Raw genomic sequence first — 18,165 nt, forward strand, 5'->3', positions numbered from 1 at the left:
TGGTAGCCATTTTGGCCATTAGCTGATCCAGATGTTTTATGTTTCGGATGACTTTTCTTGTTTTGCTTGGTGTTCCCATCTTTTTTCGTATGCTTAGCCATGTTCGTCCCCCCTTACTTCTATGGTTTCCGAGATGGCATTCGAAAAAAGCAGGTATTAATTTCTACTCAAACAAATTATCTTTTTCTTACCAAAGCCATATAGGCATTTATTTCTCCGCCAATGATAATGACAAAAGAAGTTAAATAAAACCAAATCAATAAGACAATTATTCCCCCGAGGCTGCCGTACATATGAGCATAGTTGCCAAAATTATCAACATAAAATGAAAAAGCGAGCGACACAACCGCAAATCCGATTGTAGCGAACACAGCACCCGGAATCGCATCTGCCAACATTACTTTCTTATTAGGAGCTATGATATACAGTCCTAGAAACACAATAAAAATAATGACAGTACTAATTACCCAGCGTAATGTACCCCATACCTCTAAAAATTCCCACGAATTATTAAAATGCGCGGCAATATATAGCCCAATTTGTTTCCCAAACACCGGAAGCAGAAGAGCCACAATAAATACAAAGACCATTGCCACTGTTAAAACGATGGCCATCCCTCTTGCCTGCCAAAAAGGACGAGTCTCTTTGACATCATACGCATGGTTAAACCCTTTTACGATCGCATTTATTCCATTAGATGCAGACCATAGAGTTGCGATAACCCCGAAGGTTAAAAGCTGGCCGCTATGGTGCTCCATCAGTTCGTGCAAATTACTTTCAATCAGCTGCATCGTTTGGCCGGGAGCAAAATCTCTAATAACATTTAAGATGTCTGCTTCAGAGATTGGTAAATACGGCACTAATGAAACCAGAAAAATCAATAAAGGAAAAAGCGATAATAAAAAAAAATAGGCGAGCTGTGCGGCCAGCCCGAATACGTCATCATTTGCAAACCTCTGGTAAAAATGATAGATCAATGATGGGTTCTCAACCTTCCCCATTCACTCACCCCTTACTTATCAGTATCGGTGTGGTTGTCCTCTTTGCCAGAATGTAACTGGATTGCAGTTTGATTAAAATTTGGCCCCTTACCTTCCACTACTTTTTTGGATTCAGTAATAATATCGGAAACCCTTGTCGGAACATCCTTTAATTCATACAGCTTGTCTGATATAAATGTAACATCATCACGAATATTCTCATAGGCATCTTGTAAATTCCTTACGATTGTCTTTACCTTTTGAGCTGTCTGTTTTGGATTTTTTATAGCTCCTGCTATTTTTCTGCCTGAATTAGCTACATCTTTTCTTGTCTGCTTGTCGAATAAAGTAACCGCTCCGCCTATCAATGCACCCCAGCATACACCTTTCCAGAACTTATTGTTCCCCATTTTCATCATGCCTCCTATCCAGCTTACGTTTATTTTAATAAAATCGGCGAACTCTAGCCGTTTCGCTTGACTGGTAAATTTTTATTTTTTTTGTTTCAGCTCTTCATGCTGATTTATGATAAAATGGAGCAAATGTGTGCAGCCTTGCTCAACTAACTGATAAACCTCTTCAAAATTTCCGGTAAAATACGGGTCTGGTATATCCATGATAAGTGGCTGATTAACAAAATCCATTAATCTGTACACCTTAGCTGCCGGAAATTGCTTTGCTATCTTTTTTAAGTTTTCTATATTACTGGCATCCATGGCAATAATATAATCAAATTCTTCAAGATCTTTGGCGCTAACTTGCCTCGCAACAATCCCATCGAAGGAAATATTATTTTGTTTTAGAATGTCCCTCGTTCCTTTGTGAGGCGGATTCCCAATATGCCATCCACCCGTGCCCGCTGAGTCAGCTTCAATTAGATGATCAAGATGAATTTGTTTTACCTTATGTCGAAAAACAGCCTCAGCTAATGGAGAACGACAAATATTTCCTAAACACACAAATAAAACTCGAATCATAGAAAAACCTTCTTTCTTTGATTGACAATGTCTGCAGCTCATGAAATGATGATACAAAATTTTATTGATTCTTTTGGAAAGGGGGCCCTTTATGAGTAATCAAGAAGTAATTGCTGACCTTTTAAACGATATCGCAACTAAGCTTAAACTAATCAATATGCAAGTGTTGAAGCCAGAAGGTTTTAAAGAAGACGCATTGGAAGATCTAAAGTTTTTGCATAAAATGGTGATGAATAAGCCTCATTTTAGTCCCAATGAAATGCAAGCCATTGTGGAGGAAATCGGTTCATTAAAAGTTCAAAAATAGCGGATTGTCGATTTTCGAATATTATTGCCGTGGAAATAAAAAATTTGTAAAAGTCTTTGAAAGCTCTTACATTTTTTGACGAAGAGTCTGTTTTTACAGACTCTTCTTTTGTTCTGTCAATATCATTGGTCCATCCGCTGTAATCGCAATGGTATGTTCATACTGAGCAGACAGAGATCCGTCAACCGTACGGGCAGTCCAGCCATTGCTGTCCATTTTTGATTGATAGGCTCCTACATTGACCATTGGTTCAATCGTAAAGACCATACCTTCTTTTAATCGAATTCCTTTTCCGGGAAGTCCGTAATGAGGAATATCCGGCTTTTCATGCATAACGGCTCCTATTCCATGCCCGATAAAATCGCGTACAACCGAAAATCCTTGACTTTCGACAAAGCTTTGAATCGCATGGCCGATATCCCCTACACGATTGCCCGCCTTCGCTTGCTCAATTCCTAAATATAACGCCTTTTCGGTTACTTCCAATAATTTTTTCGCTTCATCAGAAACATTGCCAACGGGATAAGACCAAGCAGAATCAGCAAGAGCTCCATCATAGTTTACAACCATGTCGATGGTTACAATATCGCCATCTTTCAATGGTTCTTTACGGGGAAATCCATGACAAATCTCATCATTGATACTTGCACAGGTTGCATATTGGTAGCCGCGATAGCCTTTTTGTTCAGGTGTTGCGCCATGTTCCCTCAAGAAACGATCGACAAACTCTTCAATTTCCCAAGTTGTGATTCCAGGAGAAATTAATTTTTTTATTTGTTGGTGAACTTTAGCTAAAAGCTCCCCAGACTTTTGCATTTTTTCAATTTCTCTTGGTGATTTCAGTACAATCATTTTTTTCATCCCTTCACACAGCTGTGCTGTTACAAAATCATTTTACATTAAAATCTTATTTTATTTAACTAAAAGGTGTTCTTTGAGTTTTTCTCCCTATAGTTTGGTTCCTTATCGTCATTCTAACCCTTTCACTTTTGATAAGGCTATGTTAAACAGTACTGTTTGCTAAAATAAACTCGCTATCCGCGGACGAACCACCGAGCCTCCTCGCTCGCACCTCACCTGCGGGGTATCGGCTGGCTCGTTTTTCCGCAGGAGTCACGTGGATTTTAGCTCATTACAACTGCAGTTAAAAATCATCATTATGCTTAAACAGAGCTTTGAATAATGAAAAAAGGAGTCAGACATTTGTCAGACCCCACATTTTTTCAGGAAAGGTTTCTCATCGCTACTGCGATTTTTCCACCTAACCTGGCGTTATTTTTAACAAGAGCTATGTTGGCTTCTAAGCTTTTTCCTTCCGTCAAATCTTTTACTTTACTTAAAAGAAAAGGGGTTACCTCTTTTCCCTTGATTTGATTTGCTTCTGCTTCTGCTAATGCTTGTTCTATGATCTGATTCATGAACTTTTCATCAAGAGCATCTTCTTCGGGAATTGGATTGGCAATAACAATACCGCCTTTTAACCCTAGATCCCACTTAGTTCGGATTAGTTTGGCAATCTCTTTTGGATCATCTAATCGATTGTTTACCTCATAAGGGCTCGTTCTCGTGTAAAAGGCAGGCAACACATCCGTTTGGTAACCGACTACAGGTACACCCTTTGTTTCCAGATATTCCATCGTTAAGCCTAAATCTAAAATAGATTTAGCACCTGCACACACAACAGCGACATTGGTTTGCGAAAGCTCTTCTAAATCAGCTGAGATATCCATCGTCTCCTCTGCACCTCGATGGACACCGCCAATCCCTCCTGTAACAAATAACGGAATTCCCGCAAGTTGTGCACAAATCATCGTTCCAGCCACAGTTGTGGCGCCATTTTTCTTTTGCGCCAGTATATAAGGCAGGTCTCTCCTGCTCGCTTTTATGACATCCTTAGAGTCAGCTAACTGTTTAATTTCATCCTTGCTTAACCCAATATGGATCTTGCCATCCAGAATCGCAATCGTAGCCGGAACAGCCCCTTCTTCTCTGATAATCTCTTCAACTTCAAAGGCTGTTTCAATATTTTGCGGATATGGCATTCCATGAGTGATAATCGTAGATTCTAATGCTATAATCGGTTTGCCGTTTTCCTTTGCCTGTTTGACTTCTTCTGAAAATACTAATTGAACTTTCAAATCTAGGAGCTCCTTTATTTATGATTTATGTTCTCATGAGAAGTATTTATAATAGGTTTCAAGAAGTTTTGAATGATTCATCGATGAAAACACCGTTTCTGTTGTTTGCAGCGTTAAGATAGAACTGGCTACCCCTAGTTTACAAGCCTCTTCTATACCAAAACCTTTTGATATTCCGTAAAGAATTCCGGCAACTAGCGAATCCCCTGCGCCTGTAACATCCTTAACGTCAATTTTAGGTGGAATCACAGCACCTGCTTCCCCTCTTTTTGTATAAAAAACGAGTCCCTTATCGCCACGGGTAATCACCACATGTTCTACCCCTTTTTTCACGATTTTTTCCGCTGCTTTAAAATAATCCCCATCTGAAGTAATCTGCTGGTGAGCAATCACTTCTGCTTCTTCCTGATTTGCGATTAACCAAGTTACTCCTTTTAGCTGCTGCGGCAGTTTTTTCGCTTTTGGTGAAGATACTGGTGCAATCGTTAAGGGGAGGTCTTCCTCAGCACAGCGTTTAATGACATGCTCAAGGACACCTTTTGAAAAATTCGTATCCATTAAAATCATGTCTGAAGATGATAGGTAACCCCATCTTTTATCAATAAAAGGAATATTAACCTTACTGTAGATTCCCATGTCTGCAATAGCTAATTCCATCTCGCCGTTTGCATTTAATATAGCGGTGTAGGTACCGGTTGCTTCTTCCGGCCAAACCTGAGAAGGAGTAATATCAACGAAATCCTTGGTATAGTCCAAAAGCCACTGACCCTCATAGTCATCCCCGACAACAGTAATAAGTGAAACACTGCAGCCAAGTCTGCCTAAGTTTTCAGCTACATTTCTTGCAACTCCGCCACAAGCTTTCACACTGAAAGCCGGGTTCGATGTGCCATAAATAATTTGGTTATAAACCTGCAGCTTTTGATCAAAATTGGCCCCGCCTACACAAGTGAAATTAATTTTTTCCGGAAGTACGTAAGCCCTTCCTAAAATCTTTCCTTGTTTCGTCAGTGAAGAAATATAGCCTGCTACCGCTGACCGTGATAAACCCGTTCTCTCTGCGATCTCATTTTGCGAAATGAATGGGTTTTCCTTAATAATTTCTACAATAATTTGTTCTTTTTCGTTCATGATATCCCCCCATCTCCCTATCTTCATTTAAACAAATGTCCATAAATATAACAAGTGTCTTTTGTGATTATTTTACTATAAAAAAAACCATACTGTTATACAGTACGGTTAGTTTGTACGATTTTTAGCCGTTTCATCGGGAGGATGATTCGGCAAAATCAAAATTTCTACTCTGCGATTCTTAGCTCGTCCCTCAGCAGTACGATTATCAGAAATAGGCTGAAACTCCCCATATCCTTTTGCACTAAACCATCTCGGATCTAGTTTATCATTTTGAAGCAGCAACTTCATAAAGTTAACAGCCCGCATTACACTTAATTCCCAGTTCGATGCAAACTGTGCATTCCGAATCGGAACATTATCCGTATGTCCGCTAATAATGATATTTCTGGTTTCATCCAGCACTAATAATTCGGATAAATCCCGAGCAACTTTTATATTTTCCGGACTTATTTCTGCCTTTCCTGATTCAAATAGGATATTATCACCAATGGTAATCATTAGTCCTTCGTCGGTAAGAGATGTCTCTAACTCCTCTTCTAACCCCTTTTCTTGAATAAAGGCATCCATTTTTGTCTGAATGGCCTGAAGCTTCTCTTCTTCTGAAGGGGTATTTGTTACCGTAGTACCCGCTATATCTCTTTTATCAGGCTCTTCATTTTCATCTGTTGCTTCAGCGTTCCCTTCTGGCATTGGACTTGGATAATCCAATGCTCCCGTCCCGCCGGTAAAAATATCGTTAAACGCTTTGGAAAGTTTATCAAACTTAGTCGCATCCACAGTACTCATTGAAAACAATACAATAAAGACTGCAAGCAATAGGGTTAAAAGGTCCGCATATGGTAAAAGCCATGCTTCATCAACATGTTCCTCACTTTTTTTCTTTTTGCTTTTACGCATTATCGTTCACGCCTTCTTTTAAGAGATTTTTTCTCTCATCCTCTGGCAAAAATGAAGCCAATTTTTGTTCAAGCAAACGAGGGTTTTCTCCCTCTAAAATGGATAGAATGCCTTCAATGATCATTCTTTTTTGTTTCGCTTCCGCTTTGGATTTTTGCTTGAGCTTATTTGCAAATGGGTGCCACAGCATGTATCCGGAGAAAATCCCCATTAATGTGGCTACGAAAGCGGCACTGATGGATGCCCCTAAGGCTTCCGTATCCTCCATATGGGTGAGTGCTGCGATTAACCCTACAACGGCTCCAAGCACCCCGAGTGTCGGTGCATACGTTCCTGCCTGAGAAAAGATGGCCGCCCCGGAATAATGTCTTTCTTCCATCGCTTCGATTTCTTCTGTTAATACATCTCTTATGTACTCTGCATTTTGTCCATCAACTGCAAGTGTCAGCCCGTTTCTCAAAAAAGGATCGTCTATATCACTTGCTATTGTTTCCAGGGCAAGAAGACCTTCTTTTCTGGCCACCTGTGCCATTTCTGAGAACTTTTGAATTAATTCAGTATCCGGTACAAGCTTTTGTTCAGTGAACACTATTTTTAATAGTTTAGGTACCCGTTTAATTTCTTTGGTAGGAAAAGCAATAATAACAGCAGCTGCTGTCCCCAGAAAGATAATTAATAACGCTGCCGGATTGAGAAGGACACCAATTTCAACACCTTTCAGCACCATCCCAAATCCTATCGCTATGACGGCTAATATCAGACCTATTATCGAGGTTTTATCCATAAACTGCACCCATCCTCTGTATTTCTTAGATTTTTTTTCATTACATGCATTTACAGCAATGAGTGAGAAAAAATTCTCTACTCTTTATATCGACTCCTCCCCCTTCTTTCTTAATAGCTTTGGACAAAATTAAAGAGGCAAACTTTAGTTTAAAGTTGCCTCTTCAGCCTACTGTTTCTTATCATTCTTTTTTTGAAAAGAGCTTGCTTTCAATTTTGCTTTCATAATTTTTAAAGAGAGCGCTGTTTGTTTTCATCCCTCTTTTCGCCTGCATTTGATTCCAGCGCAGAAGCTTTTCGTTTAATTTCTCCTTATGCTTTTTTCGTTCTTCATCATCTTGGCTGTTTTTTATTAAATCTTCAATGGTCATCACTTCTGCTTTGAGCTGATTTTCTTCAACAGAAAAACCAGCATTTTTCATTAAACGATAAGCCATCCTTAAATCTGGCGGGATATGCTCTAAATCATCCTTTGGAAGAGGCTTCCCCTTTCCTGGCAGCTGATCAAATTCGCCTTCTTTATAAGCTTTCTTAATAAGGTCTTCCGTGATTAAATCAAAAAGATCCATTACGAGATCACCCCAATGGTTTTTGCCTTCCACTTTTATTGTACCAATAGAAATACTGAATGTTTAAACTGTTTCTGAATTTTCTGTGAAATATTTACATTCCTTCTTCAAATACGAAATTTTTACCTTCTTACATTAAAGGAGTGCTATTTTTTTAATTTGTGTTACAATAATTTGTCGGGAAAGAAATATATTGTTCCCAAAAGCAGTTCGCGATATCCTGCTTTATCAAAACTAAGGAGGCCATTTTTATTATGAAAAACTCTTGGATTCCGCAATCCGGACCGATGCCAAGACCAAAGAGTGTCGAGGAAGGGAGAGAGGCTTTAAAAGAAGAAGCCTTCGATAGTCCGAATGTAAGTAATATAACCTTTAGAGCATTAGAATTTACAGCCGTTTGTCCGAAAACCGGCCAGCCAGATTTTGGTCAGGTTGAAATCTCTTATACACCCGATAAAAAGTGTATTGAGTCTAAATCACTAAAATTTTATTTGTGGTCTTACCGTGATGAAGGTGCATTTTGTGAAACATTAGCAGCCCGTATTGCTGATGATATCGTCTATGCGATTGATCCAAAGCGTGTAGAAGTGACGATTTACCAATCTCCTCGTGGCGGAATCGAACTAAAAACAACAGCCATTAGAGAGAAAAACAATGATTAATCAGCCAAAAGATCAGCTTCTTACGCTTTACTCAGTCTTATTTGCGACATCATTAGTAGTGGCCAATGTAACGGCGACAAAGGTCGTTTCCCTTGGAGAAACCTTTGTGATTCCAGCTGCTGTTGTCACCTATGCTTTTACTTTTCTATTAACGGATATCATTCATGAGCGTTACGGAAAAGAACAGGCACAGAGAACCGTCTTTTATGGTTTTATTGCCCAGCTATTTGCTAGTGTGATGATTCTAATAGGGATGGTCTTACCGGCAGCTCCGTTCGCGCAGTCTGCACAGGAAGCATACGAAGTGCTGCTTGGACCAAACCTTCGCAATATGATGGCTAGCCTGATTGCCTATCTGGTATCACAAAATATAGACGTACATTTGTTTTCTTTCCTTAAAAATAAATTCAATGGTAAGCACAAATGGATTCGAAATAATGTGAGTACGATTTCATCTCAATTTATTGATACAGCGATATTTATTACGATTGCCTTTGCTGGCCAAGTCCCAAGCCTTTGGGCGATGATTTGGTCTCAATTTGCAATTAAGTGTGTATTAGCTTTATTGGATACGCCTTTATTTTATCTCTTTACAAGAAGAAATAAAACACAAGCTAAATCGACAACGGTCTCATCATAAATGCTTATTGTTTACCCCCATTCATGAATCGGTCAGATTGATGATTGGGGGTTTTATTTGTAGGGATGAATGCAAGAAGCTTGGGTATTCTATGTGGTGAAAGGGGTGTTGATCGTGGGAAGAGGCAAAGCATTTGACCATAAGAAAAAAGGACATCCAGGTCAATTTCCTAAAAATAGCCTAGTCGAAAAACATAATACGGAAGCCCAAGAAGATGAAGAATTGTTGGTTGTTCAGGAAGCATTTAAAAACCGGGTTGAAGACGAGGAAGTTTAGGCTTTCACTTCATTGGGAGTTCGCTCCCAATGAATACTTCCTTTTCTGCATTCCCGCCATATACCCCAAATCATACATTTGCAGCCTTGAATTTTTGATCACATTCGGGAAGTATGACTCGTAACAGGCTCAATTGGATTTGTCATGATGATTATCTGTACGGACATACGATCCTTATTTGACTAAAATCATTAAAAAATAGCCGGCATTTCATCAAATAACAGAACTGATGTCCGCCAAACTTTGAAATTCTGCGATTTTGTCAAAAATAACGGAACCCATATCCATTAGTAAATCCGCCACATATTTGCCTGCGATTTGCGAAAATTGAGTTAGAAACATAAAAGGATTGAAGACCACAAATTCCCCAATCCTTTTTTATACTTTATAAGTCCACACTGCCATTGCGGTTATATTTCTGATGAAAGTAGCGCTGCAGTCCCTCACCTGTTAAATAAATCGCAATCATCGTAATCGAAATCGCCCCGACTGCCGATAATGGAATCCATTCATACACACGGATCTTGGCAAGCAATTCATAAAAATACATCGGCCATGCGATTGAGTCACTCATGAGCTGGTAATAGCCCCCCAGCTGTGACTCATAGGTATGCTGAATAAAAATTCCCATCACCCCAAATTGTGCTAGAAGGAAGAGAATTCTGCCAGCATCAAAGGTAAGGTTGGTGAATAGGTGAGGCTGTAAAAATGGCCAAAAATATTTAAAAAACAGCCTAGGTTTTGTGCAGCCTGAAACAATTCCGCTTTCTACGAATGATTTTTTCCCAATTTCCACTAAAGACTGATAGAACAGCTTTGCAATTCTCCCGACATCAATAAGAGCAATAATAGTAACCATCCAGATCGGCCTTACATCCGAAAAAAGTATAATCGGAAAACCGATAAATATCGAAACTAAAAAAACGGGAGGCATGCTCATCGAAAACTGATAAAAACAGTTTAAAATAAACCGAAGCACCTTTGAATAATAAGCACCAATCCCTAGCGGAACCGCAATGATATACCTTAAAATCAGGATTGCAAATACCATAAATAAGGTTTCTTTTGCTCCCATTAAGAGCATGCTTAGAAAATCGACTCCAGCCCAATCCGAACCAAGCGGAAATTCTGCAGAAGGAGGGTAAGGAGGAACATGGATGACTCCCTCCTCATCCTTATACATTACTTGCTCTGTCAATTCAGCATCCACAAATGGAAGGTAAGGAGCAAAAAAAGCAAGCAACATTATAAGAGAAAGCAGAGTTCCTCCTACAAGAAGATGATAGTTTCTCATACAGTCTCCCCTCTCCCATCTGGTGTAATGGAGGCTGAACTAATAGCGGCAATCGCCCTCGCAATAAATATGATCAACGTAAAGAAGATTGTATAAAGTAATGCCTGCAGATAATCAATCGCAAATTGCTGGCCAACAGTAAATGTAAAAGGCGGACTGACAGACTTGTAGAAAAAGTAAGCAGCTCCCCGAAACCCGGTTAATAGCTCTACAATAAATAGATTCGATAAAACGTAAAGAACAACTGTATCGAAATGACTTAAAATAACGGGCAGCGCATTTTTTAAAACATGGGTCATAATAATTTTATTGGTTCGCGTTCCCTTTGCCTTCGCCGTGCGAATATAGTCAAATCCCATTTCACTTTCAAGTGATATAAAGGTTGTCCTCGCTGTATAGAAAAATGGATAGATTGCCAGAAAAATAATGCAATATACATAGTTTTGTATGTATTCATCACCCGTTAAATGAACTTCATCCAGAATTCTTTCCTTGTATAAGAAAATAAGAAAGAATTGAATCATCACGATAAAAAACAAATCCGGCAATGAGATGGAAAGCCAGGTCAATGGCTTCCCGAATATGTTTAATTTGCTTTTCCGGTATTTAAAATCAAAAGCTCCTTTTATAATCCCGCCTAAAAAGCCAATTACTATAGCAGGAACTACGATAATGAGACTTTTCAGCACTGAATCTGATACATGTTTAATAATCGGATTTTCATAGACTTGAATCTCCTGAAGGTCACCGTTTATAAAGGAAGCAAAAAAAGAGAGGAACTGTTCCTTATGAAGTTCAAAGGAATAGGTCGGATTAGCATCTAAAAACATACCCCCTCTACCTGCCTCGTATTCTACTGTTCTAGGAATTGTTAAAAGAATGATTAGGACTAGTGTCATGATCACCCAAATTAACAATTGTTTTAGAAGAATCGGTGTAAGTCTCAGATGAATCCCCCCAATTTGAATATTTCGACACTATTTTTACATCATAACATGGATGCATTATCCAGGAAAGTTATTTATTGTAGGAATTTGGAAAATCTTTAGGCAGAATTGGCTATTCCCGATGCAAAATGGCATAAAAAAACTCGCTCGATAGCGAGTTTTTTGTTTATGGAAATTTGGTGAACTGTCAACTTTCGCAGAGTGACACCGGCAGGAGACCTGGGATCGCTACTCCAATGTTCGTTCCATTTGCTTTTTACATTTCTTAGCGGTATTACGTTCCGCTATTTCGCAATAAACCACTGATTTCCGGACCGAAGCGGATTTACGTTCCGCTATTTGCCGAAAATCATCCAAAAATTGCTCGGTTTAGGGCAATTAGCGGAACCAGAGACCGATACCCTTTGAAAAATGCCCGTTTCAACACAAATAACGGAACCAGGGCCCGTTATTACTCTGGTACCCAGTCCCATTATTGTGCATTTCCTCTAAACCGCAAAAACAATCTCACGAATTAAGCTTGGACCCAGTCAACGATTAAACTTATGCACTTAGTGCGAAAGTTGGCTTAGTTATTAAATGCCTGATCCCCCAGAACTTTATAAGTAATATCATCACTAGGCGGATTATGAAGTCCCGCTCTTACATCCCGATAATATTTTTCTAAAGGAGCGTTCTTCGATAAACTGTGGCCCCCAACTACTCTCATCGCTAAATCGACCACCTCTATCGCTGCATTGGTCACTGCGGTTTTTACCGCCATTAGGGCAGGACCGAGCTCTAACCGGACCTCTTCTTGTGAATCCCATAAGGATGCTACATGATACAGAAAATGGCGGGCGTTCATTAACTGAAGATCCATTAGTGCGACCTTTCTTCTCACTTCAGGAACCTCACTTATTGGATGAGGCAAACTATTCGGCTGATATTCCGTCGCAAACTGAACCGCATAATCCCTAGCTGCTTGAGCTATCCCTAAATATACAGCCGGAATATGCAGGAGCCAGGCTTGCGGCACATTTTTCCCCATTCCTTTCAGACTGACAAAAGCTTCGTTACTAACTAAAACCTGATTTAAGATTAAATCATCACTTCTCGTACTTCGCATTCCGAGTGTATTCCAGGTTTCTTTAATCACAAGGCCTTTAGCTTCCTTTGGAATGAGGAATTCACCAATTGCATTTTTCTCTTGAATCCAAGCGGTCACAATAAAATAATCCAGTGCAGGGGCTAACGAAGTGAACGTTTTTCTTCCTGTAATGATCCAGCCGTCCTTCGTCCGTTTAGCCTCCGTTTCAGGCCTTCCGCCCCGAGCCGGGCTTCCGGTCTTTGGCTCTGTCGCTGCACTATTCAGAAGAAATCCCTTTTGAGCAGCCTCTTTAGATAACCGTTCAAATATCGCTGATTCCCATTTTTCTGTTTCTTTAAGCTGCAGGAAAAGTCCATTATGCCAGCCCAGACAAAGAGCAGTGGCTCCATCCCCTTTTGCAAGTTCCTCCTGAACTAATAAGAAGGGATATAATGTGAAGCCAGAACCGCCATACTCTGCCTTAACGGTTAACTTCGTAAAGCCTTCCTCCTTTAATCTTGCAAAATGATCAAATGGAAAAGTGGCGTTGCAATCGTGTTCAGTCGACGTTACTTTAAATTCTTCCGCTAATTGTCTAGCCTTTTCGACCCAGTGCTGTTCCGTTTTATTTCGGATAAATATTGAATTCATAAAAACACATCCGTCTCAAAAATTGTCATACGTTTATTGTATATAAAAAGAATAGGAAAGGTAAGTAAACCAATCTATTTTCAGGGTAAAAATATATTCATAACTTTCATTTAATTCCAATTTGATATCTGATAAAATAAGGAAGATTCACTATATACATAACAAAATAAACGACTGTAAAGGAGAGATTATATGTCAACATTCCAACAGCAATTAGAAAAATATGCTGAACTGGCTGTCAAAGTTGGTGTCAACGTCCAAAAAGGCCAAACATTAGTTGTAACCGCCACATTTGACGCGGTTGAATTTGTACGGGAAGTCGCGAAAAAGGCATATGAAGCTGGGGCTAAACACGTAATGGTCGACTGGTCTGATGATGAACTGACCCGCATCAAATATCAAATGGCACCAGATGAAGCTTTTACAGAGTATCCAATATGGAGAGCCAAAGAAAGAGAAGAATTAGCTGAAAATGGTGCTGCTTTTATGGCGATTGTTTCTTCAAGTCCTGATTTATTAAAAGGTGTCGATTCAGAAAGAATCGCTAATTTCCAAAAGGCGGCCGGTCAAGCATTAAGAAAATATCGTCAATACACACAATCAGACAAAGTGGCATGGACCGTTATTGCCGTTCCTTCGAAGGCGTGGGCCGATAAAGTATTCCCGAATGACAGCAACAGCGTCGAAAAGCTTTGGGATGCTATCTTTAAAGCCGTTCGCGTTGATCAGGAAGATCCTGTGGCAGCCTGGAAAAAGCATGACGAAACGCTTCATGAAAAAGTTGAACATTTAAATCGCAAGCGCTTTAAAAAGCTGCACTATAAAGCAAAGGGAACCGATTTAGTGATTGAGCTGCATGACAAGCATCAATGGGTCGGTGCAGGAAGCGAAGACCCAAATGGCGTATCCTTCATGGCTAACATGCCGACTGAGGAGGTCTTTACTGTACCTTTAAGAGACGGAGTAAACGGAACCGTATCAAGTACTAAACCTCTAAGCTATGGCGGCAATCTTATCGATAATTTTACATTAACTTTCGAGAACGGAAGAATTGTTGACGTAAAAGCGGAGCAAGGCGAGGCTATTTTGAAAAAACTTGTGGAAACAGATGAAGGCTCTCACTACTTAGGAGAAGTCGCACTTGTTCCTCATAATTCTCCTATTTCACAATCCGGTTTGCTCTTCTATAATACGCTGTTTGACGAGAATGCATCGAATCACTTAGCAATTGGCAACGGATATGCCTTCTGTGTGGAAGGCGGTAAAAAAATGAGTGAAGAAGAACTCGAGAAACACGGGGTTAACTCAAGCATGACGCACGTCGACTTCATGATTGGTTCGGCCGACATGGATATTGACGGCATTAAAGAAGATGGATCCGTTGAACCAATCTTCCGGAATGGAAACTGGGCATTTTAATATAGACGAACCCTGATCAGGGTTCGTTTTTTATTGATAAATTCCGGATATTTGTTGATAAACAGAGGATTGGTGTTGATAAATCGCTAAAAGTCGTTGATAAATCTCAAAATTGTTGATAAACGACCAGATTTCGTTGATAAATTTTGATATTTGTTGATTAACGATTCTCATTTGTTGATAAAACCTGATACTTGTTGATAAACAATCAAAAGCCGTTGATAAAGTAAAAATGACTTTAAAATTAATCATTTCGTTACAATAAATAAAGGATTTTCACCCCACCTTATTGAAATAAATAAAAAATTAATAAGGAGTGATGCTTTTGATTTCTTTAACACGATCCATTCCAATTCAAATTTTAATCATTGAGGCTTTATTTAGAAGGCTCTCCCCTAACCATAGGATGCTTCCAAAACTAAGAGAAGAGTATAATAAAAGGAAAAAAGGTCTTGCAGGTGAAAATAAAATTGACTATTACCTTGAGTTTTTGCCACCAAATCAATTCCACATTTTTCACGGTCTCCGCTTAATCTGCGATAACAGGCCCTTTCAAATTGATACATTACTTATCTCCAGAAAGTTCATTCTTCTTATCGAAGTAAAAAACATCAGCGGTAAACTATACTTTGACGAAGTTTATAAACAATTAATTTGGACCAATGACGATGGTGATGAACAAGTCATACAAGACCCTCTCGAACAAGTAAAAAGGCAAAGCCGGCAGTTTGTAAAATGGATAGGTTCACATCATAACATTCCTATAGAACATTTGGTCGTGATTGGAAATCCGCGTACTTATATTGACCCAAAATCCGGACCAGTATATAGAAATCATATTCTTCATGCCCATGCACTTGAAGAAAAAGTACAAGAGATATCAAGCAATTATCAAACTGATCTTCTTAGTCATAAGGCTTTCAAACAATTAACCACCCAAATTTTAAATAGCCATAACCCCCTTGCAATCGATCCGCAAAAAACGTATCAATACTCATCCTCTGACATTATAAAAGGCATTCAATGTCCAAAGTGCGAAAAATTCGAAATGAAAAGAGTGCAGCAGAAATGGGCCTGCCCACATTGTAAGGCTGCTTCCCGTAATGCCCATAAGCAGGCGATACTGGATTATTTATTATTAATTAAGCCGTCTATAACGAATAGAGAATGCAGGGACTTCCTTAAAATATCATCTGCGAGCACAGCTCATCACTTATTAATGTCAATGGGATTATCTTTTACAGGATCAAATAAATCAAGAAAGTACTTTATTGGGAAAGATAAAGTAGTTGATTAACAGGCAATCTGTTTGTATCTGCCAAACATCCTTGATAAGTGAACTATATTTGTTGATAAAGTTCTAATTTGTTGATAAACGACTAATATTTGTTGATAAAATCTTTAATTCGTTGGTAACCTGCAAAAATTGATTGATATATCCGTAAATCTGTTGATATCTTACAAACTTCCGTTGATAATGACAAATTAGTTATGAAACTTCACAAATACATCAATCATTGTCGCCCTCTTCTCTATCTGAAAATCCACCCCCAAACCAGAATATTTATCCCATCACATGGGCAAAGTATGGGTGGTAGAAAACACCAAAATAATTAATTTTAGCTTGAGGAGGGCAAAGGATGATCAATGACCAAAACCAGCCAAACAATATTGAACATGATGACACTTTGACAAATAGGCAAGGACACCCGATTACTAATAACCAAAACATCCGGACCGTAGGCAACCGGGGTCCAGCGACATTGGAAAACTATGATTTTATTGAAAAAATCAGCCATTTTGACAGAGAAAAAGTGCCTGAGCGGATTGTTCACGCACGCGGTGCCGGAGCACACGGTTATTTTGAAGCCTATGGTATGTGCGGAGATGAACCAATCTCCAAATACACCCGTGCGAAATTATTCCAGGAAAAAGGAAAAAGAACACCCGTCTTTGTTCGATTTTCAACCGTTGTTCACGGCCTCCATTCTCCCGAAACTGTTCGCGACCCGCGTGGTTTCGCTGTTAAGTTTTATACAGAAGACGGAAACTGGGACTTAGTAGGGAACAATTTAAAAATTTTCTTTATTCGGGATGCCATGAAATTTCCTGACATGATTCATGCCTTCCGACCAGATCCGGTTACGAACTATCAAAACCCCGAACGATTCTTCGACTTCTGCGCGAGCTCGCCTGAGAGCTTCCATATGGTTACATTGGTATACTCACCTTGGGGAATTCCAGCCAATTACCGCATGATGCAAGGTTCTGGCGTGAATACATACAAATGGGTGAATAAAGAAGGAAAAGCAGTTCTAGTCAAATATCACTGGGAGCCAAAACAGGGTATTAAAAACCTGACTGTAAAAGAGGCTGAAGAAATTCAGGCGAAAAACTTTAATCATGCAACGCAGGACTTGTATGAAGCGATTGAACGCGGAGACTATCCTGAATGGGAATTGTTCGTTCAAATTATGGAGGACGGACCGCACCCTGAGCTAGATTTCGATCCTCTAGATGATACAAAGCTTTGGCCAAAGGACCAATTCCCTTGGCGTGCAGTTGGAAGAATGGTATTAAATAAAAATCCTGAAAACTACTTTAATGAAGTCGAATTATCTGCTTTCGGAACAGGTGTCCTTGTCGACGGTCTCGATTTCTCTGATGATAAAATGCTGCAGGGACGCACGTTTTCATATTCAGATACACAACGTTATCGTGTAGGTGCTAACTATCTGCAGCTTCCAATCAACGCAGCTAAAAAACGAGTGGCCACAAATCAAGAAGGCGGACAAATGAGGTACTATAAGGACAAAGCTCCTGGCCAAAACCTTCATATTAATTATGAGCCATCGATTTTAGGCGGTTTGAAAGAAGCAGAACAGACCGGGGTTGAGTATACGCCTTGGGTAGAGGGTAATCTGGTTCGTCAATCCATTGACCGCAACGATAATACGAAGCAAGCAGGACAAACCTATCGTGAATTTGAACAGTGGGAAAAGGACGAATTAATTAACAATTTAGTTACAGACCTATCCAAATGCGATAAGCGCATTCAGGATAAAATGATTGCTCTTGCTGAGGAAGCTGATGAGGAATACGGCCGTCGTTTGCGGGAAGGACTTGAAAAGGCTGCGAAAGAAGGCGGTTCTGGCATTCACACGTTAGGCGTCAAAGGCGGAGAGAATGCACCACAGGAAGCAGTTGAAAAAGGACATGAAGCAGATCCATATTAATGAAAAAGAAGAGTGTTCAGCGCGAACACTCTTCTTTGTTTCCTTATTCGGGAGTGTAATATAAACTGTGTAAGTAAGGAATACGTACGGTTCCTTACTCACACAGTTTTTTATTTGATAGAATAATAAGTATAAAGCTAAAGGAGTGTTTTCAATGGGGAAATTGAAAAGAGATCCGAACTCCGT

At 39.5% G+C, this 18,165-nt stretch carries 19 protein-coding genes; 7 read left to right on the forward strand and 12 right to left on the reverse strand.

What is annotated here, in order from left to right; translation table 11 throughout:
• Nucleotides 1-176: 176 nt before the first annotated feature.
• The 3 genes from MLE14_RS14895 to MLE14_RS14905 form a co-directional block, all read right to left on the reverse strand.
• Nucleotides 177-1,001 (reverse strand): YihY/virulence factor BrkB family protein, encoded by an 825-nt coding sequence (locus MLE14_RS14895; protein WP_243299208.1) that lies wholly within the window; start codon nucleotides 999-1,001, stop codon nucleotides 177-179.
• Between the two features lie 11 nt (nucleotides 1,002-1,012).
• Nucleotides 1,013-1,390 (reverse strand): YtxH domain-containing protein, encoded by a 378-nt coding sequence (locus MLE14_RS14900; RefSeq protein ID WP_243299209.1) that lies wholly within the window; start codon nucleotides 1,388-1,390, stop codon nucleotides 1,013-1,015.
• 81 nt (nucleotides 1,391-1,471) lie between these two features.
• A complete protein-coding gene (locus tag MLE14_RS14905; RefSeq protein ID WP_243299210.1) occupies nucleotides 1,472-1,957 on the reverse strand; it encodes a low molecular weight protein-tyrosine-phosphatase in 486 nt (161 codons plus the stop codon).
• 91 nt (nucleotides 1,958-2,048) lie between these two features.
• Here MLE14_RS14905 and MLE14_RS14910 point away from each other — a divergent pair, with 91 nt between their 5' ends.
• Nucleotides 2,049-2,264, forward strand: a complete 216-nt coding sequence (locus tag MLE14_RS14910) for a DUF1128 family protein (protein WP_243299211.1) — start codon at nucleotides 2,049-2,051, stop codon at nucleotides 2,262-2,264.
• Between the two features lie 93 nt (nucleotides 2,265-2,357).
• Here MLE14_RS14910 and map read toward each other — a convergent pair whose 3' ends face one another.
• The 6 genes from map to MLE14_RS14940 all read right to left on the reverse strand — a co-directional run bounded on the left by map (nucleotide 2,358) and on the right by MLE14_RS14940 (nucleotide 7,785).
• On the reverse strand, nucleotides 2,358-3,116 hold the full coding sequence (gene map, locus MLE14_RS14915; RefSeq protein WP_243299212.1) for a type I methionyl aminopeptidase: 759 nt from the start codon (nucleotides 3,114-3,116) through the stop codon (nucleotides 2,358-2,360).
• 371 nt (nucleotides 3,117-3,487) lie between these two features.
• On the reverse strand, nucleotides 3,488-4,402 hold the full coding sequence (locus MLE14_RS14920) for a pseudouridine-5'-phosphate glycosidase (protein WP_243299213.1): 915 nt from the start codon (nucleotides 4,400-4,402) through the stop codon (nucleotides 3,488-3,490).
• Nucleotides 4,403-4,435: 33 nt separating this feature from the next.
• Nucleotides 4,436-5,533: a carbohydrate kinase gene (locus tag MLE14_RS14925; RefSeq protein WP_243299214.1), complete on the reverse strand. Its 1,098-nt coding sequence runs from the start codon at nucleotides 5,531-5,533 to the stop codon at nucleotides 4,436-4,438.
• A gap of 108 nt (nucleotides 5,534-5,641) precedes the next feature.
• Nucleotides 5,642-6,433: a flagellar motor protein MotB gene (motB, locus tag MLE14_RS14930; protein ID WP_279326852.1), complete on the reverse strand. Its 792-nt coding sequence runs from the start codon at nucleotides 6,431-6,433 to the stop codon at nucleotides 5,642-5,644.
• A complete protein-coding gene (gene motA / locus MLE14_RS14935; RefSeq protein WP_243299215.1) occupies nucleotides 6,426-7,217 on the reverse strand; it encodes a flagellar motor stator protein MotA in 792 nt (263 codons plus the stop codon). Before motA ends, motB begins: the two co-directional genes overlap by 8 nt.
• A gap of 181 nt (nucleotides 7,218-7,398) precedes the next feature.
• The gene (locus MLE14_RS14940; RefSeq protein ID WP_243299216.1) at nucleotides 7,399-7,785 is read right to left on the reverse strand and encodes a DnaJ family domain-containing protein; all 387 of its coding nucleotides are present in this window, start codon (nucleotides 7,783-7,785) and stop codon (nucleotides 7,399-7,401) included.
• A 254-nt stretch (nucleotides 7,786-8,039) separates the two neighbouring features.
• Here MLE14_RS14940 and queF point away from each other — a divergent pair, with 254 nt between their 5' ends.
• From queF to MLE14_RS14955, 3 genes are all read left to right on the forward strand, one after another.
• Nucleotides 8,040-8,447, forward strand: coding sequence for a preQ(1) synthase (gene queF / locus MLE14_RS14945; protein WP_243299217.1), 408 nt, complete (start codon nucleotides 8,040-8,042; stop codon nucleotides 8,445-8,447).
• Nucleotides 8,440-9,087, forward strand: coding sequence for a queuosine precursor transporter (locus MLE14_RS14950; RefSeq protein WP_243299218.1), 648 nt, complete (start codon nucleotides 8,440-8,442; stop codon nucleotides 9,085-9,087). The genes queF and MLE14_RS14950 overlap by 8 nt, the downstream gene beginning before the upstream one ends.
• Before the next feature lie 114 nt (nucleotides 9,088-9,201).
• A complete protein-coding gene (locus MLE14_RS14955) occupies nucleotides 9,202-9,363 on the forward strand; it encodes a hypothetical protein (protein WP_243299219.1) in 162 nt (53 codons plus the stop codon).
• Nucleotides 9,364-9,748: 385 nt separating this feature from the next.
• On the opposite strand, the gene MLE14_RS14960 is transcribed toward MLE14_RS14955, so the two are convergent.
• The 3 genes from MLE14_RS14960 to MLE14_RS14970 form a co-directional block, all read right to left on the reverse strand.
• Nucleotides 9,749-10,657 (reverse strand): ABC transporter permease subunit, encoded by a 909-nt coding sequence (locus tag MLE14_RS14960; RefSeq protein ID WP_243299220.1) that lies wholly within the window; start codon nucleotides 10,655-10,657, stop codon nucleotides 9,749-9,751.
• A complete protein-coding gene (locus MLE14_RS14965; protein WP_243299221.1) occupies nucleotides 10,654-11,556 on the reverse strand; it encodes an ABC transporter permease subunit in 903 nt (300 codons plus the stop codon). The genes MLE14_RS14960 and MLE14_RS14965 overlap by 4 nt, the downstream gene beginning before the upstream one ends.
• A 616-nt stretch (nucleotides 11,557-12,172) precedes the next feature.
• A complete protein-coding gene (locus MLE14_RS14970) occupies nucleotides 12,173-13,324 on the reverse strand; it encodes an acyl-CoA dehydrogenase family protein (RefSeq protein ID WP_243299222.1) in 1,152 nt (383 codons plus the stop codon).
• A 192-nt stretch (nucleotides 13,325-13,516) separates the two neighbouring features.
• Between MLE14_RS14970 and MLE14_RS14975 the strand changes: the two genes are divergently transcribed.
• From MLE14_RS14975 to MLE14_RS14985, 3 genes are all read left to right on the forward strand, one after another.
• Nucleotides 13,517-14,743, forward strand: coding sequence for an aminopeptidase (locus tag MLE14_RS14975; RefSeq protein ID WP_243299223.1), 1,227 nt, complete (start codon nucleotides 13,517-13,519; stop codon nucleotides 14,741-14,743).
• Nucleotides 14,744-15,068: 325 nt separating this feature from the next.
• The gene (locus tag MLE14_RS14980; protein ID WP_243299224.1) at nucleotides 15,069-16,040 is read left to right on the forward strand and encodes a nuclease-related domain-containing protein; all 972 of its coding nucleotides are present in this window, start codon (nucleotides 15,069-15,071) and stop codon (nucleotides 16,038-16,040) included.
• A gap of 343 nt (nucleotides 16,041-16,383) precedes the next feature.
• Complete coding sequence (locus tag MLE14_RS14985) at nucleotides 16,384-17,979, forward strand: catalase (protein ID WP_243299225.1); 1,596 nt, start codon at nucleotides 16,384-16,386, stop codon at nucleotides 17,977-17,979.
• Nucleotides 17,980-18,165: the final 186 nt, after the last annotated feature.

Origin of the sequence: Bacillus litorisediminis (assembly GCF_022808645.1) — a bacterium.
GTDB lineage: Bacteria > Bacillota > Bacilli > Bacillales > JC228 > Bacillus_BF > Bacillus_BF litorisediminis.